The following is a 17774-nucleotide window of genomic DNA, read 5'->3' as shown; positions in this document are numbered from 1 at the left end:
TGATCGAAAAGTTACGTATGTTCTTCATATAGTTAAATAATTATGCCTTACGAATTCCTGGAGGCCGCTGTTCTTAGCCTGACGTTTTTCAGTGCGAAAACGCAGCATTCTACACTACATCCTCGTCAGCTGGAAATGCACTTAGAGCCAGGTATAGCGCGAAGAGACGGCGTTTTCTTTATTGCGATGTAAATAATAATAAAGCCCGGCAGATTACCGGGCCTCAGAAGAGAGCGTCTCAACACGAAGTTGGTCGGGTGCCAGTGCAACGCTGAGGATAACGGGCTGCCACGCTTCCCGGGCGGCAAGCCTTGGGGAAACGCCTTTAGCAAGCCAGAACCCGCCCACGCCGCCCAAAGCGGCCCCGCACATGGCGGCCAAATCTGTGCCGAACAGCATCTGGAAAACCCCGCCCATCACGAACAGACCTGCCAGCGGAGAAAGGTAAACCAGCATGGCGGAAGTGAGCAGGCTACCTTCAGCGATGCCCAGCTCCACTTTTTGCCCTGCCACCAGCGGCTGATCGCTCGGCACAGCAATAGTGTGCGACGTTTGCGGCCCCAGCTTATTCAACACGCGGCTGCCGCAACCGGCTCGCGAAGCGCAGCTGCTGCATGATGCTTTAACGTCACAGCTGACAAGCGCTACGCCATCCTGCCAGGATACGACCGTGGCCCACTCTTTAATCATTGCGCAGCCCTGAATTTAATGCTGTCTGAAATACGTTTTGCCGTTGGCGGCGGTAATTCACCGACAATGGTAATTTCCGCATTATCGCGCACCGTCGTGCTGACCGTCCGGCGACCGGTACGGAGCATCTGTTCGGAACTGTTCGCCGTAGCGCGATTGATATTCACCGAGAAGCTAAACAGCCCATCGGAATAGAGTCGCGACTCAACTGGTGTTTCGATGGTTGGGAGCTGGCGACGGCTGCTGGAAACTTCGCTGAACCCTTGCGGGATCCAGGATGGTACCCAGTTAAAATAGACAGAATCGCCGGCAGGCACGGAAAGCAAAGGCGGCAGGCTGGCTTTGGCCAGATTCTGCATGCTGTTGCCAACCTGACTGTTCACATCGAAGGAGATCACGCGGAACTGCTCCAGCGTCTCACCGTCGCGATCGAGCAGATCAACGCGCATCGGCAGCTTCGTCTCTGCGTCAATCCAGACGATATAGCTGTAACGTGTCCCATCCCGCGCAACAACGCGGATCACTTCGCACAGCCTGTCGGCAATACGCGTTCGCCCCACCGAGATAAAATCATAGTAGGGGGCGAGACGTTTAAAATCGGTGTAAATGAGCGACGGCAGGGAGTCAACGATGTAGTCACCATTGAGCGTAAACGGCTCAAGGCCAGGCTCGAAATAGCTGATTTCGTTCCCACGCTGGACCACTTCCCGACGCGGGCCATCCATCTGTAAAAGCTGGGCGAGCGGCTGGTTATCAAGGCGGGCGTGGCGATAGCGTAACGATTCGACACCCTGCTTATTGATGCTGATAAATGCCAACTCGTAATTGAGTGACTGGCTGGCCAGATTCATTTGCTGCAACAACGCCCCGGATGAAACATCAGCCGAGGCGTTAGCAGAGAAGAACAGGCTACCCGCCATCAAAGACATGGCGAACCAAAGTTGCTTCATTACTGCGATTGCGTTCCTAAAGTTTGGTTTCCTGGCACCTGCACAGCAGCCTGCTGGGTTTGGGCCTGCTCAAACTGAAGCTGCTCGGAGTGCAGACGGCGCTGCAACTCGTAATCCTGCAACATCGCATTAATGCGACGGCGCTGCTCCTGTACCTGCTGTTGTTGTCCGCCGCTTGCGGAGGCATCTGCCGGTACGCCCAGGCTAACCGGGCTGGCTTTACCCATCATCGGCAGCGTATTGAACACTGGCGCTTCAGGCTGCTGATTGGCTTCAGACTGAGTATTATAGTGCTGGACCCCAACGATAACTGCAAGCGATACGCACGCAGCGACCCCCATTTGGGTGAGCTGGCTGGCCCATGGACGCACCTTGTGCCAGAACGGCATTTTCTGCCATTGGTGAGGTGCAGGCTGCGCTTCAGGAATCAGCGGCGTGGTCTGATGAACAGGTTCGTTCTCAATGGCCGCCATAACGCGTGCTGAGATATCGAAATGGAGAACCTCGCTGGTATCACCGCGCAGAGAGTCGCGGATAAGATGATAGCTCTCCCAGGTCTGTTGCATTTCGGGAGAATGAGACAACTCATCGAGCAGCTCATTATCCAGCGTTTCACCATCCATTAAAGCGGAAAGTTTTTCTTTCTGCATGCCTAATACCTTTTCCAGTATCCCGCTATCGTCAACGCCTGATAAGCGGTTGAACTTTATTATCAATGGCTTCTCGCGCACGGAAAATTCGTGAACGAACCGTGCCGACCGGACAATCCATGATGGCGGCTATCTCTTCATAGCTTAGGCCATCCAGCTCCCGTAACGTAATTGCCATGCGTAAATCTTCCGGGAGCGACTCGATCGTGCGAAAAACGATTTGTCTCAGTTCTTCTGACAACATTAAGTTCTCAGGGTTCGAAATTTCTTTCAGCGCGCCACCACTTTCGAAGTTTTCTGCGTCGATAGCGTCAACGTCACTAGAAGGCGGACGACGGCCCTGAGCAACCAAATAATTCTTAGCCGTATTGACTGCAATACGATACAGCCAGGTATAAAAAGCACTATCCCCCCGGAATGAATCCAGCGCGCGATAGGCCTTAATAAAAGACTCTTGCACCACATCAGGAACATCGCCTGACGGTACATAGCGGGAAACCAGACTCGCTACCTTATGCTGGTAGCGCACCACCAGTAGGTTAAAAGCTTTCTGATCTCCCTTCTGGACCCGTTCAACCAGGACCTGGTCCGTTAACTGCTCGCTCATCCGAGGTAATGTCTCCCCAAACCAAATTCCACGCGTTATCGAAACGCCACTCTAACAACATTGCACTTTGAGCAAGCACCGAATTAGAGTGTCTGTTCTTCAATAAGTTCCGTAACGCCTTTGTTTTTGTTCATCGCGCCGCAGACCGTTCATTTTCTCTCATTATAAGTCTGTTCACGATACGCACCCGCTTTCTGACAAGAATCATCAACTTTATCGTCAGAAGAGTAACGCAACACAGGCTTTATTTCACCACAAAATCTGAAGCTAACGATCTGCTTCGCAAAATATTTCCGGCCATTTAGCGCAGATTTAACTTCTGGCCTTCCGTTTAGTCATTGCAACACACAACAAAAAAAACGTGCGATATCTCGCATCACAATGCTATTCTCCCCACACCATGTTTAGTAAATTAAACAAACATCATGAACACGACGCCTGAACTTCATTGTGATGTACTGATCATCGGCAGCGGTGCTGCCGGCCTATCCCTCGCACTGCGCCTGGCGGAACATCAGAACGTAATCGTGCTGAGTAAAGGGCCGATGAGCGAAGGTTCCACCTTCTATGCACAAGGCGGTATTGCCGCCGTGTTTGATGAAACGGATAGTATAGCCTCGCACGTAGAAGACACCCTGATTGCCGGCGCCGGGATCGTGGATGAGCATGCGGCAGAGTTTGTCGCCAGCAATGCCCGCCACTGCGTGCAATGGCTTATCGATCAGGGCGTGCTGTTTGATACGCATGTTCAGCCTAATGGTGAAGAGAGCTATCACCTGACCCGTGAAGGCGGGCACAGCCACCGCCGTATTCTGCACGCTGCTGATGCAACCGGAAAAGCGGTTGAAACCACGCTGGTCAGCAAAGCCCTCAGCCATCCTAATATTCGGGTGCTGGAGCGCAGCAACGCCGTCGACCTGATTATTTCCGATAAGATTGGCCTGCCCGGCACGCGCCGTGTTGTCGGCGCATGGGTGTGGAATCGGAATAAAGAGAAGGTGGAAACCTGCCAGGCAAAAGCCGTTGTGCTGGCGACTGGCGGCGCCTCCAAGGTTTACCAGTACACGACTAACCCGGATATCGCCTCCGGAGACGGTATCGCCATGGCCTGGCGCGCAGGCTGCCGCGTGGCGAATATGGAGTTTAATCAATTCCATCCTACCGCCCTGTTCCACCCGCAGGCACGTAACTTCCTGTTAACTGAAGCGTTGCGCGGCGAAGGCGCGTATCTGAAGCGTCCGGACGGTTCCCGGTTTATGCCGGACTTCGACCCCCGAGGTGAACTTGCCCCGCGGGATATCGTGGCCCGCGCCATTGACCACGAGATGAAGCGGCTTGGCGTCGACTGTATGTATCTGGACATTAGCCATAAACCGGAAGACTTTATTCGCCAGCACTTCCCGATGATTTATGAAAAGCTGCTGAGTCTGGGTATTGATTTAACCCGCGATCCGGTGCCGATTGTACCTGCCGCACACTATACCTGTGGCGGGGTGATGGTTGACGATCATGGTCGTACCGACGTGGATGGTTTGTATGCGATCGGCGAGGTCAGCTACACCGGCCTGCATGGTGCGAATCGCATGGCCTCAAACTCGCTGCTGGAGTGTCTGGTGTATGGGTGGTCGGCTGCGGAAGATATTACCAAACGCATGCCCTATGCACGTCCGACAACACACTTGCCGGCATGGGATGAAAGTCGGGTAGAAAACCCGGACGAACTGGTGGTTATCCAGCATAACTGGCACGAGCTGCGGCTTTTCATGTGGGATTATGTCGGGATTGTACGCACAACGAAGCGTCTGGAACGCGCGTTACGCCGCATCATGATGTTGCAGCAGGAAATTGATGAATATTACGCCAACTTCCGCGTTTCTAATAATCTGCTGGAGCTGCGCAACCTTGTGCAGGTTGCCGAGCTGATTGTGCGCTGTGCGATGATGCGCAAAGAGAGCCGTGGCCTGCATTATACGCTGGACTATCCCGAACCGCTTGAAATGTCCGGCCCGTCGGTGTTGACGCCGCAGGTTCACATAAACAGATAAAAGGCCTGGGTCAGTGCAGTGTAATCTTCGGAATAACGCTGGTCTGGCCCACGAATGACCATCCTGTCGATAAAGCATTCCCCCTCTTTCGGCGAGAGCGCCAGCAACACGCGGTGCGGTAAGCGTCCTTCCGTATCCGAAATATCGGTACGAAGACGCAGATTCCAGCCGATCCCCCGTGCGATCTCAATGAAGGTATTACCCGTGCTTTCAGGCAAGACCACGCAGAAAAATCCCTCTTCCGAGATGAGCTCCGCCGCACTGGTCAGTAGCGCCTTGTGATCGAGCGAGCCGGTGTAACGTGCCTGCTCGCGTTCTGGCGTTCCACATTCCACGCCTGGCGTGAAATACGGCGGATTACTGACAATCAAATCGTAACGCGCGGTTTGCTCCGACGCCCAGGTCAGGACATCGGCGCATTCTACCCTGATGCGATCTGCCCACGGAGAGTCGGCAGCGTTTTCACTTGCCTGCCGAGCCGCCTGAGGATCAAGCTCAACGGCGTCGATCGTGACGTGTTCTTCCGTTCGCTGCGCGAGCATCAGCGCCTGAAGTCCGCTGCCCGTACCAATATCCAGAATGCGTTTTACACCTGCGACAGGCGCCCATGCACCCAGTAAAATACCGTCTGTGCCGACTTTCATCGCACAACGATCGTGCGCCACAAAAAACTGTTTAAACGTAAAACCATCGCGGCGCAACTGCGCTTTGAGTTGAGACATGTCAGGGCAACCTTCTGAGTGAAACTGGAGTAGCATAGGGGAAAGCGAAGTGGTCGAAAAGCGATATCCATACAAACAGATGAAGATTACAGCCGTAACGTCTATAATCAGCGCCCCACACAGAGGTAGAACATGACTGTAACGACTTTTTCCGAACTTGAACTCGATGAAAGCCTGCTCAATGCCCTTGAGAGCAAAGGCTTTACACGCCCGACCGCCATTCAGGCCGCGGCCATTCCGCCTGCGCTTGAGGGCCGCGATGTGCTCGGTTCTGCGCCAACCGGCACGGGGAAGACAGCAGCCTACTTGCTGCCTGTGTTGCAGCATTTGCTCGACTTTCCGCGTAAAAAATCAGGCCCGCCGCGCATTTTGATCCTGACCCCGACCCGTGAACTGGCGATGCAGGTTGCCGAACACGCGCGTGAGCTGGCGGCGAACACCCATCTGGATATCGCGACCATCACCGGCGGCGTAGCGTATATGAACCACGCCGAAGTGTTCAGCGAAAACCAGGATATCGTTGTCGCGACGACGGGCCGTCTGCTGCAATACATAAAAGAAGAGAACTTCGACTGCCGCGCGGTGGAAACGCTGATTCTCGATGAAGCTGACCGCATGCTGGACATGGGCTTTGCCCAGGATATCGAACACATCGCGGGTGAAACGCGCTGGCGTAATCAGACAATGCTGTTCTCGGCAACCCTTGAAGGGGATGCCATTAAAGATTTCGCCGAACGTCTGCTGGAAGATCCGGTGGAAGTGTCCGCTACGCCATCGACCCGTGAGCGTAAGAAGATCCACCAGTGGTACTACCGCGCAGATAACCTTGAGCATAAGGTTGAGTTGTTGAAACACCTGCTGAAGCAGGAAGAGGCAACCCGTACCATCGTCTTCGTACGCAAACGTGAGCGCGTGCATGAGCTGGCAGAAATGCTGCGCAACGCCGGCATTAACAACTGCTATCTCGAAGGTGAAATGGCGCAGGTTAAGCGAACCGAAGGGATTAAGCGCCTGACCGATGGCCGCGTGAATGTGCTGGTTGCCACCGATGTTGCCGCGCGTGGGATCGACATCCCGGACGTGAGCCACGTAATCAACTTTGATATGCCGCGCAGCGGTGATACTTACCTGCACCGTATTGGTCGTACCGGCCGTGCGGGCCGCAAAGGTATTGCTATCTCTCTGGTAGAAGCGCACGACCATTTGCTGCTACAGAAAATTGGCCGCTACGTTGAGGAGCCGCTGAAAGCTCGCGTGATTGACGGGCTTCGTCCGACCACACGTGCGCCGAGTGAAAAAATGACGGGTAAACCGTCCAAGAAAGCGCTCGCGAAACGTGCTGAGAGAAAAGAGAAAGAAAAAGAGAAGCCGCGCGTTAAACAGCGCCACCGCGATACCAAAAATATTGGTAAGCGCCGTAAGCCAAGTTCTGCTGCGCCAGAGACAAAAACTGAAGAGTAAAAAAAAAGCCGGGACATTCCCGGCTTTTTTATTCCACCCCCGAAGCTGAACTTTACAGGCTTTCAGTAAAGGTACGCGCGATAACGTCGCGCTGCTGTTCCGGGGTCAGAGAGTTGAAACGCACCGCATAGCCAGACACACGGATGGTCAGCTGCGGGTATTTTTCCGGGTGCTCAACGGCATCCATCAGCGTTTCGCGACGCAGGACGTTAACGTTCAGGTGCTGACCGCCTTCCACGCGTACTTCTGGTTGCACTTGCATTGGAATTTCACGGTATTCAATTTCGCCCAGTTTGCTCACCGGAACGATTTCGTCTTCCGCAAAACCTGCTTTCGCTACTACACAGCGCGCTTCGTTTTTCTCGCTGTCCAGCAGCCAGAAAGAGTTCAGCAGATCGTCATTTGCAGCTTTAGTAATCTGGATACCTGTAATCATGTGTTGCCTCCCTTAGGCTACATTAACTGATGCTGGCCTTTTGCGGCCAATTGGTAAAACCATTGTTTGTTGTGTGTATATATAACATTCAGACCCGGGTGATTTATTGATTAAAATCAACAAAACCACCAACCACACAAAGAGTGTGGTCTGTATTTTTTGTTTTAGATCAATTTTAAAGGTTTACCAATTCGACTTATCCTGCCTGGTTTTCAACATAAATTGAGTCACTTAGCCTGGTTTTCCGCGGGTAATTTTGCTCATTGGGGTTTAACAGGTAAGCTAGACACAGAATGAGATTCGCAGGAGAGCGAGATGACAACACCTTTAACCTGGCATGACGTGCTGGCAGAAGAGAAGCAGCAGCCCTATTTTATTAACACCCTCAGTACCGTTGCGGCTGAACGGCAGGCCGGCCAGACAATTTATCCGCCGCAGAAAGATGTGTTTAACGCCTTCCGCTACACCGAACTGAGCGATGTAAAGGTGGTTATCCTGGGGCAGGATCCATACCACGGCCCCGGGCAGGCTCACGGACTGGCATTTTCCGTGCGTCCGGGCGTAGCCATCCCCCCTTCTCTGCTGAATATGTATAAAGAGCTGGAAGGAACGATTCCGGGTTTTACCCGCCCTAATCACGGTTATCTGGAAAGCTGGGCGCGCCAGGGCGTGCTGTTGCTGAATACCGTATTAACCGTCCGGGCGGGTCAGGCACACTCCCACGCCAGTCTGGGATGGGAAACCTTTACCGATAAGGTTATCAGCCTGATCAATGAGCATCGTGAAGGCGTCGTGTTTTTACTCTGGGGATCGCACGCACAAAAGAAAGGGGCGATTATCGATCGTCAGCGTCATCACGTGCTGAAGGCACCGCACCCGTCGCCGCTGTCTGCGCATCGCGGTTTCTTTGGCAGTAATCATTTTGTTCTGACGAATGAGTGGCTGGAAAAGCGCGGCGAAAAGCCGATTGACTGGATGCCTGTGTTACCGGCAGAGAGCGAGTAGGGTTTGAATGTGCCGGGTCAGGCCCGGCACATAAAAGGCTTATGCCTTGTTCTGACGCCACCATTCCGCCAGCAGCACGCCGGTCGCAACGGATACGTTCAGGCTTTCAACGTTGCCAGTGCCGTCGATAGAGACGCTCAGGTCAGCGCTGGAGAGTGCCGCATCAGACAGACCATCACGCTCCTGACCTAACACCAGCACCATTTTGCGCGGCAGCGTCGCTTTAAACAGCGGCGTAGCGGCACGGCTTGAGGTGGTGACAATGGTGTAGCCCGCTTTACGGAATTGCTCCAGGGCTTCCAGCACGCTGTCGCCGGTGATCGGCTGAACGTGCTCTGCACCGCCTTCCGCGGTACGAATCGCCGCACCGGATTCCAGCAGCGCGGCATCCTGCAACAGAACGCCTTTCACGCCAAAGTGCGCGCAGCTACGCATCATAGCGCCCAGGTTATGCGGGTTACCCACATCTTCCAGCGCCAGCACGCAGTCATCGGCATCCGCCTGGCTAACCCACTGCTGCACGGTAGTGCCGTTACGTTTTTTGATCAGGAAGCAGACGCCGCCGTGGTGTTCTGTACCGGACGCTTTTGTCAGCTCGGCATCGTCAACCACGTGGTAGGCTTTGCGGTTCGCCGCCATCCAGCGCAGCGCTTCTTTGAAGCGCGGGGTCACGCTCTGAATAAACCATGCACGAACGATACACTCCGGGCGGCTCTGGAACAGGGCCTGACAGGCGTTCTCACCGTAGACACGGGTCTCTTCCGCACGCTGACGACGCAACACTTCCGGATCGATAAAGCTTTTTCCGCTGATACCGCCGTGATCGGCTTTTTCGGTCGCCTCTTCACCGGGCGCGCGAGAAACGGTACGCCATGGCGATCCACCGTCACGGACAACATCATCGCGTTTGCGATCGTCACGCTTACGGTCATCACGTTTGCGGTCATCGCCGCGGTTATTTCTGTCATCGCGGGCGGGGCGACGGCCACCGTCTGCACGAGAAGACGCCGGACGCCCGCCACCTTTTCCGGTACGCGGATTTTGGGTGCGTTTATCAGAGTCATCATCACTGCGGACATACATCACTTTGACCTTGCCGCTTTTGTTTTTCATTTCGTCGTTCATGCTTTTCTCCACCAGCGCTGCGCGAAGCGCGCAGATTACCCGATGTGCAAGCTCATAGCCATAATTTCGTACAAAAGCCTGTGACTATTGTTCCCATTGAATAAAACGCATTGTCGTTTCATACAAGCTCACTGATAATATGTAACATATCAGAAACATTATCGGCGTTCTGCCGTTGTTCCACGGCTCTATCAGAGGTTAGTTATGAATACCGTATGTGCCAACTGTCAGGCTTTAAACCGCATTCCGGACGATCGGATGGATGACGGTGCGAAATGCGGGCGTTGTGGCCACGAATTATTTGATGGCGATGTCATTAACGCGACGGGTGCTACGCTGGACAAACTCCTCAAGGACGATCTGCCTGTTGTGGTCGATTTCTGGGCGCCGTGGTGCGGCCCCTGCCGTAACTTTGCGCCCATCTTCGAAGACGTGGCTGAAGAGCGCAGCGGGAAAATGCGTTTTGTCAAAGTGAATACCGAAGCGGAACGTGAACTCAGCGCCCGTTTTCGCATTCGCAGCATTCCAACCATTATGATTTTCAAAAATGGTGAAGTGATCGACATGCTCAATGGCGCAGTACCGAAAGCGCCTTTCGACAGCTGGTTAAACGAATCCCTGTAACATTCGCGGGGCATATCTTGTGCCCCGTTCTCTCCTCTGCGAAAATGGGGTTTTTCCTGCCTTTTCGCCCATGACTGATAACGCTGTACTCCAATTACGCGCCGAGCGCCTTGCGCGCGCCACCCGCCCTTTTCTGGCCCGAGGCAATCGTATTCGCCGCTGCCAGCGCTGCCTTTTACCGCTGAAAGTGTGTCTGTGCGAAACGCTTGTACCGAGCGAGGCGAAAAGCCGCTTTTGTCTGGTCATGTTCGATACCGAACCGATGAAGCCCAGCAACACGGGGCGTTTGATCGCCGATATTCTGCCTAACACCGCAGCGTTTCAGTGGTCGCGCACTGAGCCACCTAAGGCTCTGCTCGACCTGGTGGCAAGCCCGGACTATCAGCCTATGGTCGTTTTCCCGGCATCATATGCAGGCGAACAACGTCAGGTGCTTACGGCGCCACCATCTGGTAAGCCGCCGCTGTTTATTATGCTCGACGGCACCTGGACCGAAGCGAGAAAGATGTTTCGCAAAAGCCCTTATCTTGATGCGCTGCCGGTGATTTCCGTCGATCTGTCGCGCGTCTCGGCCTATCGCTTACGTGAAGCGCATGCCGACGGTCAATATTGCACCGCTGAAGTCGCTATTGCGCTACTGGATCTGGCGGGCGATACCCAGGCGGCCGGCGCGCTGGGCTCCCACTTCTCCTGCTTCCGCGAACGTTATCTTGCGGGAAAAACCGTTCATAAGGGTAGCGTCACAGCAACTGAGGCAGAAAGCGTTTAAAATCATCAGGTCGCTTGCATTCACAGGAGGCCTGCATGAGCCAGAGAGGGTTAGAAGCGCTACTCCGTCCGAAATCCATTGCTGTTATTGGCGCCTCGATGAAACCGGACCGCGCAGGGTATCTGATGATGCGTAACCTGCTGGCTGGCGGGTTTAACGGCCCGGTCATGCCCGTTACGCCCGCTTATAAGGCGGTACAGGGGGTGCTGGCGTGGCCGGATGTGCAGAGCCTGCCTTTCGTTCCCGACCTCGCCGTGCTCTGTACGCATGCGAAACGAAACCTCGAACTGCTTGAGTCGCTCGGTCAGAAAGGCTGTAAAACCTGCATTATTCTTTCCTCGCCTCCTGAACAGCAGCCCGAACTGCTGGCCTGCGCCAGCCGCTACCAGATGCGCATTCTTGGTCCAAACAGCCTCGGCCTGCTTGCGCCCTGGCAAGGGCTAAATGCCAGTTTTTCCCCGGTTCCGATCCGTAAAGGCAAACTGGCCTTTATTTCGCAGTCGGCTGCGGTATCCAATACCATCCTCGACTGGGCGCAGCAGCGTGAGATGGGATTTTCCTATTTCATCGCTTTGGGTGACAGCCTGGACATTGACGTCGATGAGCTGCTGGATTTCCTGGCGCGTGACAGCAAAACCAGCGCTATCCTGCTCTATCTTGAACACCTGAGTGACGCCCGTCGTTTTGTGTCGGCGTCGCGTAGCGCATCGCGAAATAAACCGATACTGGTCATCAAAAGTGGGCGCAGCCCCGCGGCTCAGCGCCTGCTACATTCCCGTTCCGGGATGGATCCCGCATGGGATGCAGCGATCCAGCGCGCTGGTTTACTGCGGGTACAGGATACGCACGAGCTTTTTTCCGCCGTCGAAACGTTAAGCCACATGCGCCCCCTGCGCGGTGAAAAACTGATGATTGTCAGCAACGGTGCCGCTCCCGCCGCCCTGGCGCTGGACGAACTCTGGCTACGCAACGGCAAGCTGGCTACGCTGGGTGAAGAGACGCTCCAGCGCCTGCGGGACGCGTTACCGGGAAGCGTTGTTCCCGATAATCCCCTCGATTTGCGCGATGATGCCAGCAGCGATCGTTACATTAAGGCGATCACGATTTTGCTCGATAGCCAGGACTTTGATGCGCTGATGATTATCCATTCGCCCAGCGCGGTTGCGCCAGGCAGCGAAAGTGCGCGAGCGCTGATTGAGGCAGTCCGAAACCATCCCCGCGGCAAATACGTTACCCTGCTGACCAACTGGTGCGGCGAGTTCTCCTCCCAGGAGGCACGGCGTCTGTTTAGTGAAGCCGGGTTGCCAACCTACCGTACCCCGGAGGGCACCATTACCGCGTTTATGCATATGGTTGAATACCGCCGCAACCAGAAGCAGCTGCGTGAAACGCCTGCCCTGCCGGGCAATCTCACCGCAAATTCAGTGGATGTGCACAGGCTTTTGCAGCAGGCCATCGAAGAGGGCGCCACTTCTCTTGATACACATGAGGTGCAACCCATTCTTGGCAGCTATGGGATGCAAACCCTGCCCACCTGGATTGCCGGCGACAGCGCTGAGGCGGTACATATCGCTGAGCAGATTGGTTATCCGGTCGCGCTGAAGCTGCGCTCTCCCGATATTCCACACAAATCGGATGTGCAGGGCGTCATGCTGTATCTGCGCACCGCGACAGAAGTACAACAGGCCGCGGATGCCATTATCGATCGCGTAAAAATGACGTGGCCACAGGCCCGGATCCACGGCCTGCTGGTGCAGAGCATGGCCAACCGTGCAGGTGCGCAGGAGCTACGCGTGGTTGTCGAACACGATCCGGTTTTTGGTCCGCTCATTATGCTGGGTGAAGGCGGCGTTGAGTGGCGGCCAGAAGAACAGGCGGTTGTCGCGCTTCCTCCTCTAAACATGAACCTGGCGCGTTATTTGATTATTCAGGCCATCAAAAGCAAAAAAATCCGCGGGAGAAGCGCTCTGCGGCCGCTTGATATCGCCGGGTTAAGCCAGTTTCTGGTGAAGGTCTCCAACCTCATTGTTGACTGTGCGGAGATCCGGCGCCTGGATATCCACCCCCTTCTTGCCTCCGGAAATGAATTTACCGCGCTGGACGTGACGCTGGATATTGCGCCCTTTATCGGTGATCGGGAAAGCCGTCTCGCCATTCGTCCTTATCCTCTTCATCTGGAAGAGTGGGTGGAGATGAAAAATGGGGAACGGGCGCTGTTTCGCCCTATCCTGCCGGAAGACGAGCCGCTGCTGCGGGCGTTCATCTCGCAGGTGACGAAGGAAGATTTGTACTATCGCTATTTCAGCGAAATCAATGAATTTACCCACGACGATTTAGCCAATATGACCCAGATCGACTACGATCGAGAAATGGCGATTGTGGCGGTCCGCCGTTCCGGAGCGGGAGAGGAGATCCTCGGCGTGACGCGTGCCATTTCCGACCCGGATAATGTGGATGCGGAGTTTGCCGTACTGGTGCGTTCCGATCTTAAGGGTTTGGGGTTGGGCAGACGGCTGCTCGAAAAACTCATTGGTTATACGCGCGATCACGGATTGTCACGCCTGAATGGCATTACTATGCCAAACAATCGGGGTATGGTGACCCTGGCGCGGAAGCTCGGTTTTGACGTTGATATCCAGCTGGATGAAGGCATTGTCTCTCTGTCCCTCAGCCTGATTTCGACGGATAAACAAGAGTAAGCTGCTGGAAATGTTACCCACTTTTCGCGGCACTGGGGTATCATTGTCCGCTTATGTTGTTTGCCTGGTACAGACAACCCTTCAATGAACAGAGAAGAAACGCACTGTGATGTTGTCAAAATTTAAGCGTAATAAACATCAACAACACCTTGCTCAACTACCGAAGATTTCTCAGTCAGTTGATGATGTAGAGTTCTTTTATGCTCCCGCTCATTTCCGGGAGACGCTTCTTGAAAAGATTGCCAGCGCTACGCGACGTATTTGTATTGTGGCGCTCTATCTTGAACAAGATGAAGGTGGGCGTGCGATCCTGAACGCGCTCTATGAAGCGAAACGTCAGCGTCCGGAACTGGATGTTCGCGTGCTGGTTGACTGGCACCGCGCTCAGCGCGGCCGTATTGGTGCGGCTGCCTCGAATACCAATGCTGACTGGTATTGCCGCACGGCCCAGGAAAATCCGGGTATTGATATCCCGGTGTATGGCGTACCGGTGAATACCCGTGAAGCGCTTGGCGTTCTTCATTTTAAAGGATTTATCATTGATGACAGCGTCCTTTATAGCGGTGCCAGCCTGAATGATGTGTATCTCCATCAGCTCGATAAATACCGTTACGATCGCTACCATCTGATCCGCAATCCGCAGATGGCCGACATCATGTTCAACTGGGTTGATAAAAACCTGGTTCATGGCCGGGGTGTGCACCGTCTTGACGATCCTCATCGTCCAAAAAGCCCGGAAATCAAAAACGACGTTCGCTCCTTCCGCCAGGAACTGCGCGATGCGGTTTATCGTTTTCAGGGGGATGCCAGTAATGAAGAACTGTCCGTTACGCCTCTGGTAGGCCTGGGAAAATCCAGCCTGCTGAACAAGACCATCTTCCATTTGATGCCGTGCGCGGAGCATAAGCTCACCATCTGCACCCCGTACTTCAACCTTCCCGCCGTTCTGGTGCGTAATATCATTCAGCTGCTGCGTGATGGTAAAAAGGTGGAAATTATTGTCGGGGATAAAACGGCAAATGACTTTTTCATTCCGGAAGATCAACCTTTCAAGATCATCGGCGCACTGCCTTATCTCTATGAGATTAACCTGCGCCGCTTCCTGAGCCGTTTACAGTACTATGTGAACACGGACCAGCTGGTTGTGCGTCTCTGGAAAGATGAAGACAACAGCTATCACCTCAAAGGAATGTGGGTGGATGATGAGTGGATGCTGCTGACCGGTAATAATCTCAACCCACGCGCCTGGCGTCTGGATCTGGAAAACGCCATCCTTATTCACGATCCTCAGCATGCGTTAGCCGCGAAACGCGATCGTGAGCTGGAGCTTATACGCACGCATACTACAGTGGTTCGTCATTATCGCGATCTGCAAAGCATCGCTGATTATCCGGTGAAAGTTCGCAAGCTGATTCGCCGTCTACGTCGGATCCGTATCGACCGCCTCATCAGCCGCATTCTGTAATACACGAGCCCTGTCATCGACGGGGCTTTTTTATGGAGTCTGTTAATGCGTACGCCTTTCCTGATAATCCCTCTTTTCCTGACCGGTTGCAGCCATATGGCTAATGATAACTGGTCGGGTCAGGATAAAGCTCAACACTTTCTGGCGTCTGCAATGTTGTCCGCTGCGGGTAATGAATATGCGCTGCACCAGGGTTATAGCCGGGATCGAAGTGCCACAATGGGGCTGATGTTCTCCATCAGCCTGGGGGCATCAAAAGAACTTTGGGATAGCCGCCCCTCGGGAAGCGGCTGGAGCTGGAAAGATTTTGCCTGGGACGTAGCCGGGGCAACAACCGGCTACGCCGTCTGGCAGATGGCGCATTATTAAAGGCGGATCCCTTTTCCTTTACGATGCAGCATCAGGGAGACAATAAACGCCAGCGCCCCCATGATGGTGACATACCAGAAAAAGGTCGATTCACTGCCCCATGACTTAAGGGATAGCGCGACATACTCTGCCGAACCGCCGAACAGGGCGTTAGCGACCGCATAAGAGAGGCCTACGCCCAGCGCCCTCACCTGTGCGGGAAACATTTCTGCTTTCAAAATGCCACTGATTGCCGTGTAAAAACTAATAATAATAAGTGCCACCATAATCAAAGCGAAAGCGGCATACGGAGAGGTTGTATGCTGTAGCGCCGTCAAAAGCGGAACAGTCCCCAGGGTGAGCATGCCACCAAAGATCAGCATGGAGGTGCGGCGACCTATTTTGTCCGACAGCGCGCCAACAATCGGCTGGATGAGCATAAAGACCAGTAACGCCACCGTCATGACGACACTCGCAACGTTAGCATGCATGCCCGTGGTGTTGACCAGATATTTTTGCATATAGGTGGTGAAGGTATAGAAGCTTAGCGAGCCTGCGGCGGTAAAGCCTAATACCATCAAAAACGCTTTGCGGTTTCGCCACAGCCCTTTCATCGAACCGGCTTCTTTCAGCGCCCTGACCTCCTGCTGGGAGGTTTCATCAAGCTGACGGCGTAACCACAGCGCCACAACCGCCAGGGCAGCCCCCAGGGCAAACGGGATGCGCCAGCCCCAGGCGCGTAAATCTTCATCGCTAAGGATTTGTTGAAGGATCACCACAACCAGTAACGCCAGCAGCTGACCGCCAATGAGGGTTACATACTGGAATGATGCATAGAAACCTTTGCGCCCTTCAACAGCTACTTCGCTCATGTATGTCGCGCTGGTGCCATATTCGCCACCCACTGACAGCCCCTGGAACAGGCGTGCCAGCAGCAACAACGCCGGTGCCCATGTTCCGATAGTGTCATATCCGGGAAGGCAGGCAATCACCAGCGAGCCGACGCACATCATGCACACGGAGATGAGCATGGATGTCTTGCGCCCTTTCCTGTCCGCGATCCTGCCGAACAGCCATCCGCCAATGGGACGCATCAGGAACCCGGCGGCAAAAACGCCTGCGGTTTGCAGAAGCTGCGTTGTGGTGTTCCCTGACGGGAAGAAGATATGTGCAAAGTAGAGTGAACAAAATGAATAGACGTAAAAATCAAACCACTCTACAAGGTTCCCCGATGAAGCTCCAACGATTGCCCAAACCCGACGGCGAGTATCCTTGCCTGCTAAACTTGTGTTATCCGTATCTGCACTGGCTACGGTTTCTGTCATTTTAAAATCCCCTGTCTCACATTGCGGGCCATTGCCCACAAACAGTAAAACCGGATTTAAAACGAATCGTTAGGTAAATAAAATGTTTCCAATATGTTTCATTGGATTTTGTGAACTCGATCAGGTATCGAATTATTAGCGGACGTAGTAATTATCCCCACGCTTGCTGGTGAGCCTTTTTTCGCTGCAAATAATCTTCATCAGCACGAATTTTATCCCACCACGTTTTGAACACCGCAGCGGCTTCTGCTTTTACTGGATCGTGATCGAGGGGTTTGACCTGGCGATTCTCATCATACTTTTTTCCGCCTTTATGATTGGCGTATCGTCGGGCACGGGTGTATCCCATCTGAATGAATTTACGCGCCATATCCATACCTACAAAATCGTTATTCCTGCGGTACTCTTCAAAGAGGGCGTAGATCTCTTCTGCCGAACGCGCTGCGACTTCAGCATTTTTATAACGCCAGTGCGGCAGGATTTCGCTTTTATAAGGCTCGACCATCAATACGCCCTGCTCACCCCGGCCAACCTGATACCGTTCGGGATGTTCGCGAAAATTAATATTGGCAAAATCTTGTTGATAATCAAAGGGACGAGTCAAAGCGGCACCATTGTTAAAATTGTTTTAACAATTGTAGGCCGGATAAGGGGAAGCCACCATCCGGCATGTTTTCCACGTACAAAGCAAAAAACCCCGCACCTTACGGTACGGGGTTCTTCTTAATTGATGCCTGGCAGTTCCCTACTCTCACATGGGGAGACCCCACACTACCATCGGCGCTACGGCGTTTCACTTCTGAGTTCGGCATGGGGTCAGGTGGGACCACCGCGCTAAAGCCGCCAGGCAAAT

General features: G+C 53.9%; 17 protein-coding genes and 1 rRNA gene. 8 read left to right on the top strand and 10 right to left on the bottom strand.

The genetic code is table 11. From position 1 onward, the window contains the following. Positions 1-213 precede the first annotated feature (213 nt). From rseC to rpoE, 4 genes are read right to left on the bottom strand one after another with little or no spacing between them, the layout of a single operon-like run. Positions 214-690: a SoxR-reducing system protein RseC gene (gene rseC / locus SK54_RS07855; RefSeq protein ID WP_006811609.1), complete on the bottom strand. Its 477-nt coding sequence runs from the start codon at positions 688-690 to the stop codon at positions 214-216. Further along, positions 687-1640 carry a sigma-E factor regulatory protein RseB gene (rseB, locus tag SK54_RS07850; protein ID WP_023304255.1) on the bottom strand — a complete coding sequence of 318 codons (954 nt, stop codon included), beginning with the start codon at positions 1638-1640 and terminating at the stop codon, positions 687-689. Before rseB ends, rseC begins: the two co-directional genes overlap by 4 nt. Beyond that, entirely contained in the window at positions 1640-2290 is a 651-nt protein-coding gene (gene rseA / locus SK54_RS07845) for an anti-sigma-E factor RseA (RefSeq protein WP_015572138.1), read from the bottom strand. The genes rseB and rseA overlap by 1 nt, the downstream gene beginning before the upstream one ends. Positions 2291-2321: 31 nt before the next feature. Further along, a complete protein-coding gene (gene rpoE / locus SK54_RS07840) occupies positions 2322-2897 on the bottom strand; it encodes an RNA polymerase sigma factor RpoE (RefSeq protein WP_006176728.1) in 576 nt (191 codons plus the stop codon). A 425-nt stretch (positions 2898-3322) separates the two neighbouring features. On the opposite strand from rpoE, the gene nadB reads away from it, so the two are divergent. Next, the gene (nadB, locus tag SK54_RS07835) at positions 3323-4942 is read left to right on the top strand and encodes an L-aspartate oxidase (RefSeq protein ID WP_017692868.1); all 1620 of its coding nucleotides are present in this window, start codon (positions 3323-3325) and stop codon (positions 4940-4942) included. Here the strand turns inward: nadB and SK54_RS07830 are convergent. Further along, positions 4927-5664: a tRNA(1)(Val) (adenine(37)-N(6))-methyltransferase TrmN gene (locus SK54_RS07830; RefSeq protein WP_015572137.1), complete on the bottom strand. Its 738-nt coding sequence runs from the start codon at positions 5662-5664 to the stop codon at positions 4927-4929. The genes nadB and SK54_RS07830 overlap by 16 nt on opposite strands. A 132-nt stretch (positions 5665-5796) precedes the next feature. On the opposite strand from SK54_RS07830, the gene srmB reads away from it, so the two are divergent. Further along, positions 5797-7125: an ATP-dependent RNA helicase SrmB gene (gene srmB, locus SK54_RS07825; protein ID WP_017383554.1), complete on the top strand. Its 1329-nt coding sequence runs from the start codon at positions 5797-5799 to the stop codon at positions 7123-7125. A gap of 52 nt (positions 7126-7177) precedes the next feature. Here srmB and grcA read toward each other — a convergent pair whose 3' ends face one another. Beyond that, on the bottom strand, positions 7178-7561 hold the full coding sequence (gene grcA / locus SK54_RS07820) for an autonomous glycyl radical cofactor GrcA (RefSeq protein WP_003860727.1): 384 nt from the start codon (positions 7559-7561) through the stop codon (positions 7178-7180). Positions 7562-7876: 315 nt separating this feature from the next. On the opposite strand from grcA, the gene ung reads away from it, so the two are divergent. Next, complete coding sequence (gene ung / locus SK54_RS07815) at positions 7877-8566, top strand: uracil-DNA glycosylase (protein WP_003860729.1); 690 nt, start codon at positions 7877-7879, stop codon at positions 8564-8566. 39 nt (positions 8567-8605) lie between these two features. On the opposite strand, the gene SK54_RS07810 is transcribed toward ung, so the two are convergent. After that, entirely contained in the window at positions 8606-9691 is a 1086-nt protein-coding gene (locus tag SK54_RS07810; RefSeq protein WP_017383555.1) for a tRNA/rRNA methyltransferase, read from the bottom strand. A 204-nt stretch (positions 9692-9895) separates the two neighbouring features. Between SK54_RS07810 and trxC the strand changes: the two genes are divergently transcribed. The 5 genes from trxC (at position 9896) to SK54_RS07785 (ending at position 15617) form a co-directional block, all read left to right on the top strand. Then, positions 9896-10315 carry a thioredoxin TrxC gene (gene trxC, locus SK54_RS07805; protein WP_003860733.1) on the top strand — a complete coding sequence of 140 codons (420 nt, stop codon included), beginning with the start codon at positions 9896-9898 and terminating at the stop codon, positions 10313-10315. Positions 10316-10385: 70 nt separating this feature from the next. Beyond that, the gene (gene tapT / locus SK54_RS07800) at positions 10386-11084 is read left to right on the top strand and encodes a tRNA-uridine aminocarboxypropyltransferase (RefSeq protein WP_017692866.1); all 699 of its coding nucleotides are present in this window, start codon (positions 10386-10388) and stop codon (positions 11082-11084) included. A gap of 35 nt (positions 11085-11119) precedes the next feature. After that, positions 11120-13783: a bifunctional acetate--CoA ligase family protein/GNAT family N-acetyltransferase gene (gene pat, locus SK54_RS07795; RefSeq protein ID WP_048247002.1), complete on the top strand. Its 2664-nt coding sequence runs from the start codon at positions 11120-11122 to the stop codon at positions 13781-13783. Between the two features lie 109 nt (positions 13784-13892). Beyond that, positions 13893-15248, top strand: coding sequence for a CDP-diacylglycerol--serine O-phosphatidyltransferase (gene pssA / locus SK54_RS07790; protein ID WP_026094276.1), 1356 nt, complete (start codon positions 13893-13895; stop codon positions 15246-15248). Between the two features lie 45 nt (positions 15249-15293). Continuing rightward, positions 15294-15617: a YfiM family lipoprotein gene (locus tag SK54_RS07785; RefSeq protein WP_003860739.1), complete on the top strand. Its 324-nt coding sequence runs from the start codon at positions 15294-15296 to the stop codon at positions 15615-15617. Here the strand turns inward: SK54_RS07785 and SK54_RS07780 are convergent. From SK54_RS07780 to rrf, 3 genes are all read right to left on the bottom strand, one after another. Next, entirely contained in the window at positions 15614-16921 is a 1308-nt protein-coding gene (locus SK54_RS07780; protein WP_017383558.1) for an MFS family transporter, read from the bottom strand. The genes SK54_RS07785 and SK54_RS07780 overlap by 4 nt on opposite strands. A 151-nt stretch (positions 16922-17072) precedes the next feature. Continuing rightward, positions 17073-17525: a DUF4385 domain-containing protein gene (locus SK54_RS07775; RefSeq protein WP_017692863.1), complete on the bottom strand. Its 453-nt coding sequence runs from the start codon at positions 17523-17525 to the stop codon at positions 17073-17075. Positions 17526-17653: 128 nt separating this feature from the next. Beyond that, a 5S ribosomal RNA gene (gene rrf, locus SK54_RS07770) occupies positions 17654-17769 on the bottom strand. Between the last annotated feature and the right edge of the window lie 5 nt (positions 17770-17774).

The sequence above is a fragment of the Enterobacter sp. MGH120 genome, assembly GCF_001037725.1.
In the GTDB taxonomy this organism is placed as follows: Bacteria; Pseudomonadota; Gammaproteobacteria; order Enterobacterales; family Enterobacteriaceae; genus Enterobacter; species Enterobacter hormaechei_C.
The sequence above is the reverse complement of the archived record's forward strand: the minus strand, read 5'-3'. Positions and strand labels throughout refer to the sequence as shown.